Below are 18,570 nucleotides of genomic sequence, written 5' to 3' on the forward strand. Positions count from 1 at the left end.
GGGTTTCACTGATCTGGATCAAGCCCGGCGCTGTTTCTCCGCGGCGGCGGCGTCGATGGCTTCAGGCAGGTCGGTCTCACGATCCAGCTGCGGGAAGTTGCGACGCTCCATCCGACGGATGGCGAAGTGCATCCACGCCAGCGCGATGCTGACCAGTACGAACAGCAGCATGAAACAGCTGCTCCAGATGCCGAGCGCATCGTTCAAGGCGCCGAACACGATCGGCAGGATGAAGCCGCCGAGGCCACCGATCATGCCGACCACACCGCCGACCGAGCCCACATGCTGCGGGTAATAGACCGGGATGTGCTTGTACACCGCGGCCTTGCCCAGCGACATGAAGAAGCCGAGCACGAACACCAGCATGGTGAACAAGGTCACGCTGATTGCCAGATGGAAGCTGATCTCGCCATGGATGCCCTGCACGATGTAGCGGGTATCCGGATAGGCCAGGATGAAGGTGCAAATCGACGACACACCCAGCGTCCAGTACATCACCCTGCGCGCACCGATGCGGTCGGACATCCAACCGCCCACCACCCGGAACAGGCTGGCCGGGATCGAATAGCACGCGGCCAACACGCCCGCTGTAGCGACGTCCATGCCGTAGGCGCCGACCAGATAGTGCGGCAGCCACAGTGCCAGGGCGACGAAGCCGCCGAATACGAAGAAGTAGTACAGCGAGAAGCGCCACACCTGCAGGTTCTTCAGCGGCGCCATCTGCTGGGCGAAGGACATCGGCTTGACGCCGCTGCGACGGCGCTCTTCCAGCGACGGGTCTTCCTTGCTGAACAGATAGAACAGCACCGCGGTAACCGCCAGCCCAACCGCCCACAGCTTGGCCACCATCATCCAACCGGACGCCACCATCACCAGCGGTGCCAGCAGCTTGGTCACTGCCGAGCCGATATTGCCGGCCCCGAAGATGCCCAATGCGGTGCCCTGCTTCTCCGGCGGGAACCACTTGGAGACATAAGTGACGCCGACCGAGAAGTTGCCGCCGGCAATGCCGACAAACAACGCCGCCAGCAGGAACTGCGGATAGGTTTCAGCGTAGGTCAGCAGCCACGTTGCCACCGCGCCGCACAACATCACCAAGGTCATCACCTTGCGGCCGCCGAACTGGTCGGACCAGATGCCGAGGAAGACGCGGATCACAGAGCCGGTCAGCACCGGGGTTGCAATCAGCAGGCCGAACTGGGTGTCGTTCAGACCCAGCTGCTTGCTGATCTGGATGCCGATGATGGCGAAAATCATCCACACCGCGAAGCACATGGTGAAGGCGAACGTGCTCAACCACAGCGCACGTTGTTGTTCGCCGCTGCTGATGTTCTGTAGATTCTGGCTCATTGCCACTCCTGGGGGTTACGTTCTACTCAGCCTGTGCTTCGATGTCTTCAAGCCCGCGCACCGGGTAGCGCTCGCGCAGCTCAAGCAGGAACTGCTGCAGGTCGCGTTGGCGCACCTGTAGTTCCAGGTAGTCACTGATCTGCGCCCGCACCTGCTCGAAGGTAAGCGCCGTGCCGGCTTCCAGCGCATCGATGCTGACCACGTGGTAGCCCCAGCGCGATTCCACCGGGAACCCGGCCAAGCCTTGTCGCAGGCGGAATACCTGGCGATCGAACTCCGGCGTAGTCTGGCCGCGTTGCAGCCAGCCCAGATCGCCGCCTTCGCTGCTGGACGGGCATTGCGAGTGACGCGCGGCCAGATCGGCAAACAGATGCGGCTGTTCCAGCAGTTCGGCGATCAGCTTCTCGGCCAGGGTGCGGGCTTTCAGCCGGCCGGCGATATCGTCGGCCGGTGCCGCCAGCAGGATGTGGCGTACGCGGATGCGGTCCGGTGAGCGGAAACGCTCGGGGTTTTGCGCAAAGTAACGCTGGCAGTCGTCTTCGCTGGGCACGCGGTCTACCAGCGCCTGTTCGATCAGCTGCTGGATGCGTGCTTCCTCGCTGGTCTCCTGGCCGACGCCGGGGACATCGGCCAGGCCAAGCCGTTCGGCTTCCAGCCGCAGCAGTTCGCGCACCACCAGCGCACGCGCCGCATCGGCACGCGACTGCTCCGGGCGCATCGCCCGGTGGTACTGCATCTCGCGGGCGATATCGGCCTCGCTGATCGGCGTGTCCTGCACGTACAGGCTGCACGGTGCCGGTTGGCCGAGGCCACGGGTTCCCGCATCCTGTTCGTGATGGTGGCCGGCTTCGGCCGGCACCGACTTGTCCGAGTCGATCACCGTGATCGGAAGTATGCGTGGCAGGCTGCCCATGGCTTACTCCCGCGGACCGTAGCGCAGCGTGGCCTGACGACGACGCACCACCTGGTACGGCCGCCACAGGTAACTGATCGGCACGCTCCACACATGCACCAGACGGGTGAACGGTGCGATCAGCACCAGCGTCAGGCCGAGGAAGATGTGCGCTTTGTAGACCCAATGCACGCCTTCGACATAATCGGCCGCGCCGGCACGAAAGGTGACGATGTGCTGCGCCCACTCGGCCAGCATCACCATCACCCCGCCGTCCAGATGGCCGGCCGAGACCTTGATGCTGTACAGGCCAAGACAGAGCTGAGCGAACAGCAGCACCAGCACCAGCGTGTCGCCAAAGCTGCCGATGGCGCGGACCCGCGCATTGGTCAGCCGCCGCACCAGCAAAATGGTGATGCCGACGAAGCACAGCGCGCCGAAGAAGCCACCGACCACCATCGCCAGCAACTGTTTCTGCGAGGAGGTGATGAAGGGCTCATACAACGCATGCGGGGTCAGCAGGCCGACAAAGTGGCCACCAAGGATGGCGATGATGCCGATGTGGAAGCAGTTGCTGCCAATACGCATGCCACGGTCGGACAGCAACTGGGTGGAGCCGGTACGCCAGCTGTACATGGCCTTGTCATAACGCGCCCAGCTGCCGATCAACAGCACCGCCACCGCGATGTAGGGATAGAACTGGAAGGCGAACTGATTGACGTAATTCATGGCTGGATCTCCCGCGGCTGCGCGCGTGCCGGTGAACGATGGGGTGGGTCGCAATCCTGCGAAGGCGCATCGGTGCCGAAGCGCACCGCCTCTTCCTCCCACAGGCTGTCCATGGCTTCGACGGTGTCGTCGCGCACTTCCTCGCTTGCCCGTTGCCGCAGCACCGCCAAGTTGACCTTGCCTTCGCCGGCCTCGACCAGGATTTCCAGCAACACCGCATGCGGCAGCTGCCGCTCGGCCGCACGCGCGGCGAGCATGCCGGCGATGTGGCCGATGTGGTGCAGCCAGTCCTTGGCCTCGGCCTGCGGCCGGTGCGAGAGGTATTCCAGCAACAGCGGCAGATAATCCGGCAGTTCGCGCGCATCCAGCTCGAAACCGTTCTTGCGATAGGCGTCGATCAGGTCGACCATGGCCTGACCACGGTCGCGCGACTCGCCATGGATGTGTTCGAACACCAGCAGGCTCATCGAGCGGCCACGGTCGAAGGTGGACAACCAGCGGTCCTGCGCATCCAGCGGATCACTGGCCAGCAGCTCGCGTACGAAGGCCTGCAACTGCCCGCGACGGGCCGGCGACAGCGCCGGATCGTCGCAGGCCTCAAGCAGCTCCTCGCCATGCTGCCAAAGCTCGTCACGCGGGTAATCCAGCAATACACCAATCAGCTTGAGCACACTCATTTCGTCACCTCGTGCCGGTGCTGGCGGTTGGGATGCACCGCAAAGGTGGTGTTCTTGCGTTGGCTGAACAGATCGGCCGGGCTGTCACCGTTGCAGCCATTGCCGAAGGTGAAGCCGCAACCGCCACGTTCGCCGAAGGCGTCGTTGGCGTACTCGCGGTGCGCGCTGGGTATCACGAAGCGGTCCTCGTAGTTGGCGATGGCCAGGTAGCGGTACATCTCTTCGACCTGCGCCGGGGTCAAACCAACCTGCTCAAGCACGCGCATGTCTTCCACGCCATCGACGTTCTTGCCGCGCCGCCAGGCACGCATTGCCATCAAGCGTTCCAGCGCCCGCACAACCGGCGCTTCGTCACCCGCCGTCAGCAGGTTGGCTAGGTAACGCACCGGAATACGCAGCGAAGCGATATCCGGCAGCTCGCCGCTCATGCCGACGTGGCCACGCTCGGCCGCCGACTGGATCGGCGACAACGGCGGCACATACCAGACCATCGGCAAGGTGCGGTATTCCGGGTGCAACGGCAGTGCCAGCTTCCAGTCGATGGCCATCTTGTAGACCGGCGACTGCTTGGCCGATTCCAGCCAGCTGTCGGGGATGCCTTCGGCACGCGCGGCTTCGATCACCGCCGGGTCGAACGGATCCAGGAAGATGTCCAGGTGGGCCTGGTACAGGTCCTTCTCCGCCGCCACCGATGCGGCCTCGGCAATGCGGTCGGCGTCGTACAGCATCACCCCGAGGTAGCGGATGCGGCCCACGCAGGTTTCCGAACACACGGTGGGCTCGCCCATCTCGATGCGCGGGTAGCAGAAGATGCACTTCTCGGATTTGCCGCTTTTCCAGTTGTAATAGATCTTCTTGTACGGGCAGGCCGACACGCACATGCGCCAGCCACGGCACTTGTCCTGGTCGATCAGCACGATGCCGTCTTCCTCGCGCTTGTAGATCGCACCGGATGGGCAGGCTGACACGCAGGCCGGATTGAGGCAGTGCTCGCACAGGCGTGGCAGGTACATCATGAAGGTCTTCTCGAAGGCGCCGTAGATTTCCTTCTGCACCTTGTCGAAGTTGTAGTCACGCGAGCGCTTGGAGAACTCGGTACCGAGGATTTCCTCCCAGTTCGGGCCCCACTCGATCTTTTCCATGCGCTGCCCGGTCAGCAGCGAGCGCGGCCGTGCGGTCGGCTGATGCTTCAGCTCGGGCGCGTCGTGCAGGTGCTGGTAATCGAAATCGAACGGCTCATAGTAGTCGTCGATCTGCGGCAGGTCGGGGTTGGAGAAGATCTTGGCCAGCATGCGCCAGCGGCCGCCGGCGCGCGGCACCAGCTTGCCGGCGCTGGTGCGCACCCAGCCGCCGTTCCACTTGTCCTGGTTTTCCCATTCCTTGGGGTAGCCGATACCGGGCTTGGTTTCAACGTTGTTGAACCAGGCGTATTCCACGCCTTCGCGCGAGGTCCACACGTTCTTGCAGGTGATCGAGCAGGTGTGGCAGCCGATGCACTTGTCCAGGTTCAATACCATCGCAATCTGGGCACGTACTTTCATCACACCACCTCCCGTGCGGCGACAACGGACTCTTCACCATCCAGCCAATCGATCTTGTCCATCTTGCGCACGATCACGAACTCATCGCGGTTGGTACCGCAGGTACCGTAGTAGTTGAAGCCCCATGCCAGCTGCGCGTAGCCGCCGATCATGTGGGTGGGCTTGAGCACGATGCGGGTCACCGAGTTGTGGATGCCGCCACGGGTGCCGGAAATCTCCGAACCCGGCACGTTGATGATGCGTTCCTGGGCGTGGTACATCATCGCCATGCCCGACATCACCCGCTGACTGACTACCGCACGCGCGGCAATCGCACCGTTGACGTTGAACAGCTCGATCCAGTCGTTGTCCTCGATGCCGGCACTGCGCGCGTCGTCCTCGCTCAGCCAGACGATCGGACCACCACGCGACAGTGTCTGCATGATCAGGTTGTCGCTATAGGTGCTGTGGATGCCCCACTTCTGGTGCGGGGTGATCCAGTTCAGCACGATCTCCTTGTTGCCGTTGGAGCGCTTGTTGAGCAGCGGCTCCACCGTGCGGGTGTTGACCGGCGGCCGGTAGCTCATGAAGGCCTCACCGAAGTCGATCATCCACTCGTGGTCCTGGTAGAACTGCTGGCGACCGGTGATCGTGCGCCACGGAATCAGCTCGTGCACATTGGTATAGCCGGCGTTGTAGCTGACGTTGTCGTCTTCCAGCCCGGACCAGATGGGCGAGGAAATGATCTTGCGCGGCTGTGCCTGGATGTCACGGAAGCGGATTGCCTCATGTTCCTTGCCCAGCGCCAGATGGGCGTGCTCGCGGCCGGTGAAGGTGCTCAGCGATTCCCAGGCCTTGACCGCGACATGCCCGTTGGTTTCCGGGGCCAGATGCAGCACCACTTCGCAGGCATCAATCGCTGTGTCGATGGATGGCCGGCCCTTGCTGATGCCTTCTTCCAGCACGGTGTGGTTGAGCTTGCCGAGGAATTCAACCTCGTGCTTGGTATCCCAGCTCATGCCCTTGCCGCCATTGCCCAGCTTGTCAAGCAATGGACCGAGCGAGGTGAACTTGCGGTAGAGATTGGGGTAGTCGCGCTCGACCACGGTCATGCTCGGCATGGTCTTGCCGGGGATGGCCTCGCACTCGCCCTTCTTCCAGTCGGCCACGCCGAACGGCATGCCCAGCTCGTTGGGCGTGTCGTGCAGGGTCGGCACCAGCACCAGATCCTTTTCGACACCGAGCACGCCCGGTGCCATGTCGCTCAGCGTGCGTGCAACGCCCTTGAAGATGTCCCAATCGCTGCGCGATTCCCAGGCCGGGTCCACCGCCTTGGACAGCGGATGGATGAAGGGATGCATGTCGGAGGTGTTGAGGTCGTCCTTCTCGTACCAGGTGGCAGTCGGCAGCACGATGTCCGAATACAGCGCGGTGGTGCACATGCGGAAATCCAGCGTCACCAGCAGATCGAGCTTGCCTTCCGGCGCCTCGTCATGCCACTTCACGTCCTCGGGCTTGACCGCGCCCATCTCGCCCAGATCCTTGCCCTGCAGGCCGTGACGGGTGCCGAGCAGATGCCGCAGCATGTACTCGTGGCCCTTGCCGGAGGAACCGAGCAGATTGGAGCGCCAGATGAACATCATGCGCGGGTGGTTCTGCGCCGCATCGGGATCGGCGAAGGCGAAGTCCAGCGAGCCGTCCTTGAACTTGGACAGCGCGTAGTCGGCCGGTGCGATGCCGGCCTGTTCGGCCTCGCGCACCAGCTGCAGCGGGTTGCGGTCCAGCTGCGGTGCACTCGGCAACCAGCCCATGCGCACCGCGCGCAGGTTGAGGTCGGCCAGGCTGCCGCTGTACTTGGAGGCATCGGCCAGCGGCGACAGCAGTTCGTCCACCTGCAGCTTTTCGTAACGCCACTGCCCGGTGTTGAAGTAGAAGAACGAGGTGCCGTTCATCTGGCGCGGCGGACGGCTCCAATCCAGGCCAAACGCCAGCGGCTGCCAGCCGGTCTGCGGACGCAGTTTTTCCTGCCCCACGTAATGCGCCCAGCCACCGCCGGTCTGGCCCACGCAGCCGCACATGACCAGCATGTTGATCAGGCCACGGTAGTTCATGTCGTTGTGGAACCAGTGGTTCATGCCGGCGCCGACGATGATCATGCTGCGACCATGGGTTTTGTCGGCAGTGCGGGCGAACTCGCGGGCGATTTCTATCACCTCGGCGCGTGACACGCCGGTGATGCGTTCCTGCCAGGCCGGCGTACCCGGCACATTCTCGTCGAAGCTTTTGGCGACATTGGCGCCGCCAAAGCCGCGATCCACGCCGTACTGCGCGAGCAGCAGGTCGTACACCGTCGCCACCAGTGCTTCGCCACCATCGGCCAGCGGCAGGCGGCGCAGCGGGATGTTGCGATCAAGCACTTCTTCGGCCGGCGCAGCGGTCCAGCCGTCGCTCTCAATGCCACCGAAATACGGGAAGCTCACTGCTTCGATACCGTCGTGGATATCGGCAAGGCTCAGCCGCAGGCGGGTTTCATGGCCATCACTGGCTTTTTCCTCGATGTTCCACTTGCCCTTTTCACCCCAGCGGAAGCCGACCGAGCCGTTCGGCACGGTGACATCGCCGCTGTTCTCGTCGAACGCCAGCGTCTTCCATTCGGGGTTGTTGCTCTCGCCCAGCCCGCCCAGCTCACTTGCGCGCAGGAAGTGGCCCGGCACCAGGCGGCCGTCGGCGCGTCGCTCCACACGCACCAGCATCGGCATGTCCGAGTACTTGCGGCAGTAGTCCTGGAAGTACTGCGAGGGCGTATCGACGTGGAACTCGCGCAGGATCACGTGGCCGAAGGCGAACGCCAGCGCGGCGTCGGTGCCCTGCTTGGGGTGCAGCCAATGGTCGGTGAGCTTGGCCAGCTCGGAATAGTCGGGGCAGATCGACACCGTCTTGGTGCCGTTGTAGCGCGCCTCGGTGAAGAAGTGCGCGTCGGGCGTGCGCGTCTGCGGCACGTTCGAGCCCCAGGCGATGATGTAGCGGCTGTTGTACCAATCAGCCGATTCGGGCACGTCGGTCTGCTCGCCCCACACCTGCGGCGAGGCCGGCGGCAGATCGCAGTACCAATCGTAGAAGGAAAGACAGGCACCACCGAGCAGCGACAGGTAGCGCGCACCGGCCGCGTAGGACACCATCGACATCGCCGGAATCGGCGAGAAACCGACGATGCGGTCCGGGCCGAACTCCTTGGTGGTGTAAAGGTTGGAGGCAGCGATGATTTCGTTAGCCTCGTCCCAGTTCAATCGAACGAATCCGCCCATGCCACGCCGACGCTTGTACTCGCGCGACTTGGCCGGGTCCTGCACGATGCTGCCCCAGGCTTCGACCGGTGACATGGTCTTGCGGGCCTGCCGCCACATGCGCAGCAAGGTGCCGCGGATCAGCGGATATTTCAGCCGGTTGGCGCTGTACAGGTACCAGGAATAGCTGGCACCACGCGGGCAGCCGCGCGGTTCGTGATTGGGCAGGTCCGGGCGGGTGCGCGGGTAGTCGGTCTGCTGGGTTTCCCAGGTGACCAGGCCATTCTTGACGTAGATCTTCCAGCTGCACGAGCCGGTGCAGTTCACGCCGTGGGTGGAGCGCACGATCTTGTCGTACTGCCAACGGGCGCGATAACTGTTTTCCCAGTCCCGCCCTTCGCTCTTGCTGAACCCATGGCCATCGGCGAAGGGTTGTGGATCACGCTTGAAGAACTGCAAGCGATCAAGGAAATAGCTCATGGTGAATCTCCGTTCGCAAACTGCTGCATCGTGGCTGTGTGTGTCATCTGGCTGCGGTGCATTGCTTTCTCAGCAGGGGGTTTCGGCCCCGCGCCGGTAGTACCACCACCAGGTGACGACCAGGCAGGTGATGTAGAACGCAATGAAGCCGTACAGCGCCATATCCGGGCTGCCGGTCAAGGTGATCGATGAGCCGTAGCTCTTGGGAATGAAAAAGCCGCCGTAGGCACCGATGGCGCCGGAGAAGCCGACCACGGCGGCCGATTCAATGCTGGCCTGGTGGGCAGCGGCCTTCTTGCCTTCGGCGCCTTCATTGGCCGACAGGCGCTCATGCAGGGTGCGGAAGATCACCGGGATCATCCGGAACGTGGTGCCGTTGCCGATGCCGCTGAGCACGAACAAGGCCATGAACGAGAGCAGGAAACCGTAGAAGTTGCCGCCCTGGCCATTGCTTGGCAGGAAGTGCAGCACGCCGAACACCGCCGCGATCATCAGTGCGAACACCCAGAACGTCAGCCGCGCACCGCCCCAGCGGTCGGCCAGGCTGCCGCCCACCGAGCGCATCAACGCGCCCAGCAGCGGACCGATGAAGGCATAGGCCAGCGGGTTCACATCCGGGAACTGGCTCTTGACCAGCATCGGGAAACCGGCAGAAAAGCCGATGTAGGAACCAAAGGTGCCGATGTACAACCAGCACATCAGCCAGTTGTGCTTGCGGCGGAAGATCACCGCCTGCTCGGAGAACGAAGAGCGGGCGCTGGTCAGGTCGTTCATGCCGAACCAGGCCGCAATCGCGAACAAGGCGATGAAGGGCACCCAGATGAAGCCGGCGTTCTGCACGAACAATGGCGCGCCGCCATCAACCACCGCTTGCGGTGCACCGCCCAGCGCGCCAAATACGCCCACCGTGATCACCAGCGGCACTACCGCCTGCGACACCGATACGCCGACATTGCCCAGACCCGCGTTCAAGCCCAGCGCCATGCCCTGACGTTGCTTGGGATAGAAGAACGAGATGTTGGACATCGAGGAGGAGAAGTTGGCGCCACCAAAGCCGCACAGGATCGCGATCAACACGAACACCCAGTACGGCGTGGCCGGGTTCTGCACCGCGAAGCCCAGCCACAAGGTGGGCAGCAACAGCGAGGCGGTGGACAAGGCCGTCCAACGGCGGCCACCGAAGATCGGGATCACGAAGGAGTAGAAGATGCGCAGCGTCGCGCCGGAAAGACTGGGCAAGGCCACCAGCCAGAACAACTGATCGGTACTGAAGGCAAACCCGATTTTCGGCAGGCTGATGGTCACCGCCGAAAACAGCACCCACACCGAGAACGCCAGCAGCAGCGCGGGGATGGATATGACCAGGTTGCGGGTGGCAACGCGTTTACCGGTCTGCTCCCAGTAAACCGGATCTTCCGGCCGCCAATCGGTGATGACACCGCCGGGACCGGGCCTGCTGTTTTTTACGGCATCGCGACTGACACTCATGCAACGCTCCAAGGCTGTTTGATACGGCGCTGGTTCTGCTGTGCTGTTGCCTGCCCAGTCGCCACGGCGTCATTAAGCCCGGCGGCCCTGGGGCCGGTATTGATCTTGATCAACCAAAGGCGCCATAACGGCGCCTACCTGACAAATATCAATCTGCGGCGACGCTGACGTCGCTTGCACGGCGCTGCACGCCACGCTGGCGCACGCTGTCACGTACATCGACATCAAACTGAAGATGCAGCGGTTGCGGTTGCAGGGGGAGTTCGTAAGAGAGTCCATCACGGCACGGCAGGCGCTGCTGCAACGCTAGCACATCCTCCTGAGGCAGCGCGAACCGCAGCGCCGTGACGCTGCCATCCAGCCGCGCCTGTTCGCCTGCATGCAGCTGCAGCGCGCAGGAAAAGCCGCCCAGTGCCCCCAGGTCGGTCCGGCTGGTCACCCACTGCCCCGCCAACAACTCGGCCAGCTCGTTTTCGTCAATGCGCAGTCGTACGGACTGCGACTGGATCTGCACTTTCATGAGGCAGAGCCTCCCATTGGATGGGGGTATTGCAGTTCAGCAGACGGGCATCGCCATCGTCGGGCAGGCGCAGCTCGATGCTGCCCAGCTGTCGCTGCAGGCGGTACAACGAGCGCGGCCCGTTCACGTCCATCACCATCGACTGCAACAGGGTGCGACAGCTGCGGTCAATGTTCAACCGCATTGGCAGCGGTTGCCCGCGGAAATGCACGCAGCGAGCGTCACCTGCGTCACGCAACCGCCAAAGAAGTTGCCGGTCGAGCAGCGGCATGTCCACCGCCACCACCCAGACAGGGCCATCCGGCAGCGTCTTCACCACGCTGTAGAGCCCCCCCAACGGACCGCAGCGCGGCACCAGGTCGGGGACCGACTCGACCCCCGGCAGCACCGGGTAGCTGCCGCTGACCCGTAGCGTCTGCGCACCCGCGGCCTGCAGCAGCGCGCACATGTGCGCCAGCAGGGACCTGCCCTGCCAACGCAGCAAGGCCTTGTCCTGGCCCATGCGGCTGGACAGGCCACCGGCCAGCACGATGCCGGCCATGGCCGGCAGGTCAGTGGGCGTGATCGTGGACATGTCCGTCGTCGGCGTGCTCGGCGCTGGGTTGGCACAGGCTGCAGCCTTCGCTCCACTCGCTGTCGCCATCCTGGTAATGCTCCTGCTTCCAGATCGGCGAGCGGTGTTTGACCGCCTCGATCAGCTGCCGGCAGGCACGGAAAGCCTCGTCACGGTGGGGACTGCCGGCGGCAACAACCACCGCCACCTCACCCACCGCCAGGCGGCCCCTGGCGTGGGCCACGTACAGCTTGATGCGCGGGCCGAACTCGGACTCCACCTCGGCCACCAGGCGCTGGAACTCGTTGAGTACCAGCGGCTCGAACATGTCATAGGTGATGCCCTGCACCGCGCGCCCTTGGTTCAGGTCGCGCACCTTGCCGATGAATACATCGATGCCGCCAAAGCCGGGGTCGGACACAAAAGCGATGCCCTCGCCCGGATCAATCGCGGCGGCGCTGCGCTCGACCACTTTCCATAGATTTTCCGCGCTCATTTCAACCTCCGCTCACCGGTGGCAGGATGGCCACACGACCGTCCGCAGGCAGCGGCTCGCTGTCGCGCAGCACGCGCTTTTCATCGGCAAACACCGAATAGTCCACCAGCCCGGCACGGAACCGGGGGAACCGTTCCAGCAGCAACTCGCGCAATGCCCGGCGCAGGTCCACGATGTGTTCACCGTTCACCCGCACGCTTAGCTCGCGACGATGATCCAGCTCGGAAAACACACCAAACAACTGCACAACGACCTCTCTCATGCTTCCTCCTGCCGGGCCAGTTGCAGCGGCTCGCGATGCCCCCAACCCTGCACGCGAGCCAATGTGCCGGCCGGGGCCAACGCATCCTCACCTTCCAGAATCGCCCAGGCGTTGGCCTGCAGCATGGTCTTGAGCCGGAACGATTCCTGCCCGGACAACACCCGCACGCTCAGCCGCCCCCCCGCATCCAGTTCCACCCGTGCCCGTGCGTGCATGCGCAGCCCCGGTGGCTTGCGCACATCGCCCTGCAACGGCAACTGCAACTGCGCCTCTTCTTCCAAACCCAGCATGCGGCGCAACACCGGCTCCACGAAGAAGCGCAACCCCACTGCCGCGGATATCGGATTGCCCGGCAGGCCGAAGTACAGGCAACCATCGGCCAGGCGGGCGAACAGCAGCGGCTTGCCCGGGCGGATGGCGACCTTGTGGAACAGCACGGTGGCACCACGGGCACGCAGGGCATCAGGGATGAAGTCATAGCGGCCCTGCGACACCGCCCCCGTACTCAGCACCACGCGCGCGCCGGCGGCCAAGGCCGCGTCCAGCGCAGCATCAAAAGCAGCCACGTCATCGCCAACGACACCGTTCCAGACCACATCAGCACCCGCGGCGTGCAGGCGGCTGACCAGGAAGGGGCGGTTGCTGTCGCGTATCTGCCCGGACTGCAACGGCTGGGCCGCATCACTGATCAGCTCCTTGCCGGTGCTGATGACCGCCACCTGCGGCCGCTGCTGCACCTGCACCCGGGCTGTCCCGAGGGCATGCAGCAAGGTCATGGCGTTCACATCCAGCGACGTGCCAGCGGCAAGCACGGTTTCGCCCAACTCCACGTCCTGGCCGCGCAGCCGCACGTGTTGCCCGGGCGTGACCATCGCCTGCAGACGCACGCGCGCAGGACGACCCTCCACGGCATCCAGCACCTCCACCTGCTCGACCGGCACCACGCTGTCCAGGCCGGCCGGCATGCGCGCACCCGTCATGATTTCCCAGGCCTGTGCTGCCTCCCCCTGTGCTGCGGCATCGCCTGCGGCCTGCCAGCCGGCAACCTGCAATACGGCACCGGCAGGCAAGGGCTGGCCGTCCGCGCACAGGGCGAAGCCGTCCATCGCAGCATTGTCGAACGGTGGCAGGTGCTGGGCACTTACCACTGGCGCAGCCAGCACCCGGTCTGCTGCCTCGGCAACCACCACCTGCTCGGTCTTTGGCGCCGGCGCCTCGGCCAACAGGATCTGCAGGGCCTGCGCGTAAGTGATCATGCGTGGCTGGCCCCGTCGATCATCGCCAATGCATGGCCCAGCACCGGCGTGAGAATGCTCATGCACTGTGCCGCGGCACGCGGGCTACCCGGCAGGGCGATGACCAGCATGCCCCCCAGTTGCACCACCTCGGCACGGCTCAGCCATGCCAACGGCGTGTGCTGCGCGCTAAGGCCACGGAGCATCTGCGCCAGCCCGGGCACGCTGCGCCCACCCAGCGACTGCAACGCCTCTGGAGTGAGATCGCGCGGTCCCAGGCCCGTGCCGCCAGTGCACAGGCAGATGCGGATGCCGCTGGCGGCGAACGCGTGCAGACGCCCGGCCAGCGGCTCGATGCCATCGGCCAGTACTTCCGTGCTGACCACTTCGCCGCCCAGTGCACGCAGCCCCTCGGCCAGCACTGGCCCGGATTCATCCACATAGTCGCCCCGGCTGGCACGATCGCTGAGCGTGATCACCACACAGCTCGCACCTTGCAGCTGTCTTGGCGGACGCGGGCGGAAGCGCTCACGCTCCTCCGCATCCATACCCTGTGGGTGCAACCACACGCCGCTCTTGCCGCCTTCCTTGAACAGCAGCCGGACACCGCCGATCTCCAATGCGGGCTCGACCGGCTTGCTGAGGTCATACAAGGTCAGCAGGGCCGCGTTGACCCCTGCCAGCGCTTCCATCTCCACCCCGGTACGCGCTTCACTGGCGCATTCGCACCACACCCGGATGGCAAGCCGCTCCGGCGCCGGCGCGCAGTAAACCCTCACCAGTTCCAGTGGCAGCGGATGGCACAGCGGCATCAACGCCGAGGCCATTTTGGCCCCCTGCAGGCCAGCAATCTCGGCCATCACCAGTGCGTCCCCCTTGGGCAGACGTCGCTCGACGATCAGGGGATAGGCAACAGGCCCGGCGACAAGCTCACCCACCGCCACCGCGCGGCGACGGGTAATGCGCTTGTCACGTACATCGGCCATATGGAATGCCGCACTCATCTGCCCACTCATTGCTTGTCTCATCCTCCAATCGAGGCCAGATGCGGGGTCAACCCGGTCTGGCCGAAATGCAGTCCATGCCCGGCTGCCTTCAGCCCAAGCTGGGTGGTGATGCGCGCCAGCAGCGCGCCCTGGTCCTCATCTGACTGCAGCAGCGGCCGCAGTGCGATGCCGAAGTCACCGAACAGGCACAACCGCAGATCGCCGCGCGCGGTAACCCGCAGGCGGTTGCAACCTTTGCAGAAATCCTTTGAGTAAGGAGCGATGATGCCGATGCTGCCGCGATGGTCGGGATGACTGAACTCACGTGCGGGGCCCGCATCGGCAGCGCGTCTGCGCTCGCTCCAGCCAGCAGCCAGCAACTGCCCGACGATCACATCGGCGCACAGATGGTGACGTTCAAAGTAATCGCGGTTGTCACCGGTGCGCATCAGTTCGATGAAACGCACGCTCACTGGCCGGTCGCGCAGGAAGGCCATCCATTGCGGCAGTTCGTCGTCATTGAGGCCGCGCAGCAGCACGGCATTGAGCTTGACCGATTGCAGGCCCAACGCCTGGGCCAGGGCGATGCCTTCCATCACCTCGGGCAGGCGGTCATGTCCGGTGATGGCATGGAAACGCTCGCGACGCAGGCTGTCCATACTCACGTTGAGCGCAGTCAGGCCCGCACGATGCCAGCCTGGCAGGCGCCTGGGCAGCAGGCAGCCGTTGGTGGTGATGGCAACCTTGCGCACGCCCGGCACCTGCGCCACGGTGGCGATGATCTGGTCCAGGTCCTTGCGCAGGCTCGGCTCGCCACCGGTCAGGCGGATCTTGTGCATGCCCAGCGTGGCAAACGCCCGTACCAGCCTTGCGATTTCATCCACCGCAAGAAAGCGCGGCCGGCCGTCGGCCTGGTAGCCGTCGGGCAGGCAATAGCTGCAACGGAAGTTGCAGGCTTCGGTCAGCGACAGACGCAGGTATGGAAAGCTGCGCCCGAAGCCATCGGTGAGTTGGCTCATGGCTGTTTCACCTCCTGAGTGCACGTATCCACGCTCGCCCGGCATGCCGGGGTTCCCTCGCCTGTAGTGACTGACCGTCAGCCTACGTGGGGCTTTGAAGCGATGGCATGACTTAAATCAATCAAGGGCACCGCCATGCCTTGCGAAGCTATGGCAGCATACCCTTTACCAACGCCCTGTCCTGTGACCCCGATCATGATGCTGAACGATTTCAATGGCCTGCTGCAGGCAGCAGGACAGCAAACCGAGCCCCAACGCCTGTTGTTTGTGTTCGTCAAAGCCGACCTGCCCGAATCACCCACCGCCGATCAGCATGCCCGCCACAGCAACGGCGAAGGTGGCACGTTGAGCCCGGTGCTGTGTGTGGACAAGGCCCCGCAGGAAATCGCGTCCTTCCAGACCCTGGCCGCCGAATCCGCCCAGACCGGGCTGGTCTGGGACCTGGTGTTTGTTGCCTCACTGGATGGCCGTGGCGGCATTGCCCCGTCCAGCGATGAAGCAACGCAACCACTGCGCCTGATGGTCAACGCGGTCAACGACGGCCAGATCAGCCGTTTTGCCGCCTTCGATCGCGATGGCACACCGGTGCAGTTCTACTGAGCCAGCAGCTGCAGCATCAGGAAGAACACCACCAGCACCGTATTCAAGCCCCAGGCCACGGTCAGGCCGCGCGCGGCAACACCGTAATTGGGATTTTGCGCGCTCGGCGCCGCCCGCCATACCGCCGGGATGATCCAGCCCGTATACAGCAGCAGCGCCGCGAACAACGCCAGCAACAACGGGGTGCGCCCCTGCGCCAACGCCCAGAGGGCGGCGGCCCATAACAGGTTGCTGGGGATCACCCCCTGCAGCCAGAACACGCGCCAAAGTCGGGAGGGCGGCAGCTTGTCACCTTGGGCGTGGAGGGAACTGACAGCGGTCATGGCTGCAACTCCTAGTCAGCGAGGCATGGGTACACTTTGCGCCGCCGAGGCGGGCGGGTCAAATCCCTGCCCGGTGTCGGCGCGCGCGGACAGAGCCCAACGCCCAGGCGAGCCGCCCGAACGGCCCGCACCATACTCACCCCAGCATGTCCGGCCGGAACAACGAACGGCGGCTGATCATCCTGCCTGCCGTCATGAACACTCCATCGCCGGTGTAATGCAGCGTACGCGGATGCCTGGGCGACACTGCCACATGCGCCTTCACCACCTCGAAGACGAAGAAGTTGTAGCGCTCCACCAGCGCATCTTCGTGCAGACGGCATTCGAGGTTGGCATGACACCGCCCCAGCAGCGGCGCACGCACCCGGGATGCCCGCACCGGCGCAAGATCGAACAGCGCGTACTTGTCCACCGACACGCCACTGCAGTTGCCGATGCGCACCACCGTATCCGCCAACGCGACCGTCGGCAGGTTGATCACACACTCCCCACTACGGCGGATCAGATCGAAACTGTGGGTGGCGCGGGAGATCATCAGACCGACCAGCGACGGTGAGAACTCCAGCACGGTGTGCCAGCCCAGCGTCATGATGTTCCGCTGCTGCTGCCATTGCGACGTCACCAGCACGATGGGGCCGGGCTAAAGGTACTGACGCACTTTTTCCACGGGGAAATCCTGCTTGCGTAATGGCGAACGCATCCTGGGCTCCTTGTTTCATGTGTGATTAGCGCTGAATAGCACCACGCTCCGCACAACAGCACACCACCTGCAGGGGAAGCATTACGTGAGAGTCCCGCCTGCAGCGCATTGTCCCGGCCTCCGCCGGCATTAACACATGCAGCCATGAATCTGTGTCCGGATTGAGCAGACCTACATGGTCGCCGGCTTCTCCTAACCTGCCGGCTTGTATCCCCGTACGCAACCACTGTGCCCAGGACAGACACATGCGACCTCGGAGGGGGTTCTACCCCGAAATCACGGACTGTTTGGAAAGGGTTGAAAACTTCTGGTCCTGCTTGACCCGGCGCCGTCGCATCCTGGGGTTGTGGCGGCGCTCGATGTATTCGAACACATCGGACCGGGCGGCATCGAGTGTTGGATACGTTGTGCGATAGATCCGCTCGCGTTTGAGCAGACCAAAGAACCCCTCGCAGGCGGCATTGTCGCCACAATGCCCCACCGCACTCATCGAGCAGAGCAGGCCATTGGCGGCCAGGTAATCCTGGTAATCCCCGCTACGAAATTGACTGCCGCGGTCGGAGTGCAGGATCAGCGGATGCCGCTCCTGCCGTTGCCAAACCGTCATCTGCACCGCTCTGATCACCATCTGCCGGTCCTGCCGATGATGCATTGACCAGCCCACAATGCGCTGATCAAACAGATCCAGCACGACACACAGATACAGTTTGGCCTGCTGGGTCTTGATCTCGGTAATGTCAGTCACCCACTTGGTTTCCGGCTCCAGGGCGCTGAAATCACGCTCCAGCAGGTTGCGCACGCACGGCGGCGTCAGTGCCGGTTGAGCGCGCTTACCTCGCCGTTTCGGGCGCGGCCAGCCTTGAAGGCCTGCCAACGCCATCAGCCGGGCAACCCGGTTCCGACTGGCCGTCAGCCCTTCCTCGACCAGATCTTCCTGCATGCGGCCGGCACCCAACGTGCCCCGGCTGTCCTGATGCAGCGCGTGGATACGGCCCAGCAAGCGCTCATTGTCGCGCTGTCGGGCACTGGGCAGGCGCTTGCTCCAGTCGTAGTAGCCACTGGTCGATACCCGCAGGCAGCGGCACATCAGGCGAATCGGAAACTCATCGCGGCAACGTTCGATCACCTGATACCTCAGGATGATCCCTTGGCAAAGAACGTCGCCGCTTCGCGCAAAAAATCCCGCTCCTTGGTGATCCTGGCCAACTCGCGCTTGAGCCGGGCAACCTCCTCGTCACGCGGGCTCCCGGTACCCGCAAAGGCGGCTTTCCCCACCGTCTCCGCCTCCCGCTTCCAGCGGGTCAGCAGACTGTCGCGGATGCCCAGCTCACGGGCCACCGGGGCGCAGCTGACACCGGGCCGACTGGCTTGTTCCACTGCACCACGCTTGAACTCGGCACTGAACTTGCGACGCTTTGACATGAACACTCCTCATGGCCTCAATCGGCCTTCTTGT

General features: G+C 64.0%; 17 protein-coding genes and 1 pseudogene. 1 reads left to right on the plus strand and 17 read right to left on the minus strand.

Annotated features, from left to right (window positions below; all coding sequences use genetic code 11):
* Window positions 1-18: 18 nt before the first annotated feature.
* The 14 genes from GIW57_RS01915 to moaA form a co-directional block, all read right to left on the minus strand.
* Window positions 19-1,350, minus strand: a complete 1,332-nt coding sequence (locus tag GIW57_RS01915; protein WP_236509024.1) for a nitrate/nitrite transporter — start codon at window positions 1,348-1,350, stop codon at window positions 19-21.
* A gap of 22 nt (window positions 1,351-1,372) precedes the next feature.
* Window positions 1,373-2,263, minus strand: coding sequence for a peptidylprolyl isomerase (locus GIW57_RS01920; RefSeq protein ID WP_236509025.1), 891 nt, complete (start codon window positions 2,261-2,263; stop codon window positions 1,373-1,375).
* Window positions 2,264-2,266: 3 nt separating this feature from the next.
* A complete protein-coding gene (narI, locus tag GIW57_RS01925) occupies window positions 2,267-2,971 on the minus strand; it encodes a respiratory nitrate reductase subunit gamma (RefSeq protein WP_099589917.1) in 705 nt (234 codons plus the stop codon).
* Window positions 2,968-3,648 (minus strand): nitrate reductase molybdenum cofactor assembly chaperone, encoded by a 681-nt coding sequence (narJ, locus tag GIW57_RS01930; RefSeq protein WP_057627037.1) that lies wholly within the window; start codon window positions 3,646-3,648, stop codon window positions 2,968-2,970. Before narJ ends, narI begins: the two co-directional genes overlap by 4 nt.
* Window positions 3,645-5,189 carry a nitrate reductase subunit beta gene (narH, locus tag GIW57_RS01935; protein ID WP_099589916.1) on the minus strand — a complete coding sequence of 515 codons (1,545 nt, stop codon included), beginning with the start codon at window positions 5,187-5,189 and terminating at the stop codon, window positions 3,645-3,647. Before narH ends, narJ begins: the two co-directional genes overlap by 4 nt.
* The gene (locus GIW57_RS01940) at window positions 5,189-8,932 is read right to left on the minus strand and encodes a nitrate reductase subunit alpha (RefSeq protein ID WP_100449530.1); all 3,744 of its coding nucleotides are present in this window, start codon (window positions 8,930-8,932) and stop codon (window positions 5,189-5,191) included. The genes narH and GIW57_RS01940 overlap by 1 nt, the downstream gene beginning before the upstream one ends.
* 69 nt (window positions 8,933-9,001) lie before the next feature.
* Entirely contained in the window at window positions 9,002-10,420 is a 1,419-nt protein-coding gene (locus GIW57_RS01945; RefSeq protein WP_099589914.1) for a NarK family nitrate/nitrite MFS transporter, read from the minus strand.
* Window positions 10,421-10,568: 148 nt separating this feature from the next.
* Window positions 10,569-10,940, minus strand: a complete 372-nt coding sequence (locus tag GIW57_RS01950; protein ID WP_099475678.1) for a hypothetical protein — start codon at window positions 10,938-10,940, stop codon at window positions 10,569-10,571.
* On the minus strand, window positions 10,897-11,514 hold the full coding sequence (locus GIW57_RS01955; protein WP_049450912.1) for a molybdenum cofactor guanylyltransferase: 618 nt from the start codon (window positions 11,512-11,514) through the stop codon (window positions 10,897-10,899). Before GIW57_RS01955 ends, GIW57_RS01950 begins: the two co-directional genes overlap by 44 nt.
* Window positions 11,492-11,989 carry a molybdenum cofactor biosynthesis protein MoaE gene (locus GIW57_RS01960; RefSeq protein ID WP_100449529.1) on the minus strand — a complete coding sequence of 166 codons (498 nt, stop codon included), beginning with the start codon at window positions 11,987-11,989 and terminating at the stop codon, window positions 11,492-11,494. The genes GIW57_RS01955 and GIW57_RS01960 overlap by 23 nt, the downstream gene beginning before the upstream one ends.
* A gap of 1 nt (window position 11,990) precedes the next feature.
* Window positions 11,991-12,251, minus strand: a complete 261-nt coding sequence (locus GIW57_RS01965; protein WP_004146493.1) for a molybdopterin converting factor subunit 1 — start codon at window positions 12,249-12,251, stop codon at window positions 11,991-11,993.
* Window positions 12,248-13,507 (minus strand): gephyrin-like molybdotransferase Glp, encoded by a 1,260-nt coding sequence (glp, locus tag GIW57_RS01970; RefSeq protein WP_099589912.1) that lies wholly within the window; start codon window positions 13,505-13,507, stop codon window positions 12,248-12,250. The genes GIW57_RS01965 and glp overlap by 4 nt, the downstream gene beginning before the upstream one ends.
* Window positions 13,504-14,502, minus strand: coding sequence for a bifunctional molybdenum cofactor biosynthesis protein MoaC/MoaB (moaCB, locus tag GIW57_RS01975; protein ID WP_099589911.1), 999 nt, complete (start codon window positions 14,500-14,502; stop codon window positions 13,504-13,506). Before moaCB ends, glp begins: the two co-directional genes overlap by 4 nt.
* Before the next feature lie 8 nt (window positions 14,503-14,510).
* Window positions 14,511-15,491: a GTP 3',8-cyclase MoaA gene (moaA, locus tag GIW57_RS01980; protein ID WP_032968965.1), complete on the minus strand. Its 981-nt coding sequence runs from the start codon at window positions 15,489-15,491 to the stop codon at window positions 14,511-14,513.
* Window positions 15,492-15,686: 195 nt separating this feature from the next.
* Between moaA and GIW57_RS01985 the strand changes: the two genes are divergently transcribed.
* The gene (locus tag GIW57_RS01985; protein WP_004146485.1) at window positions 15,687-16,091 is read left to right on the plus strand and encodes a hypothetical protein; all 405 of its coding nucleotides are present in this window, start codon (window positions 15,687-15,689) and stop codon (window positions 16,089-16,091) included.
* Here the strand turns inward: GIW57_RS01985 and GIW57_RS01990 are convergent.
* From GIW57_RS01990 to GIW57_RS02000, 3 genes and pseudogenes are all read right to left on the minus strand, one after another.
* Window positions 16,085-16,414, minus strand: a complete 330-nt coding sequence (locus GIW57_RS01990) for a hypothetical protein (RefSeq protein WP_004146483.1) — start codon at window positions 16,412-16,414, stop codon at window positions 16,085-16,087. The genes GIW57_RS01985 and GIW57_RS01990 overlap by 7 nt on opposite strands.
* A gap of 136 nt (window positions 16,415-16,550) precedes the next feature.
* A pseudogene (locus tag GIW57_RS01995) lies at window positions 16,551-17,114 on the minus strand (flavin reductase family protein).
* Between the two features lie 265 nt (window positions 17,115-17,379).
* A protein-coding gene (locus tag GIW57_RS02000) for an IS3 family transposase (RefSeq protein ID WP_236509026.1) occupies window positions 17,380-18,536 on the minus strand; the annotation gives its coding sequence in 2 pieces (ribosomal slippage) (window positions 17,380-18,296 and window positions 18,296-18,536; 1,158 coding nt in all).
* Window positions 18,537-18,570: the final 34 nt, after the last annotated feature.

Source organism: Stenotrophomonas sp. PA-6-5C (genome assembly GCF_021605635.1).
Classification (GTDB): domain Bacteria; phylum Pseudomonadota; class Gammaproteobacteria; order Xanthomonadales; family Xanthomonadaceae; genus Stenotrophomonas; species Stenotrophomonas lactitubi.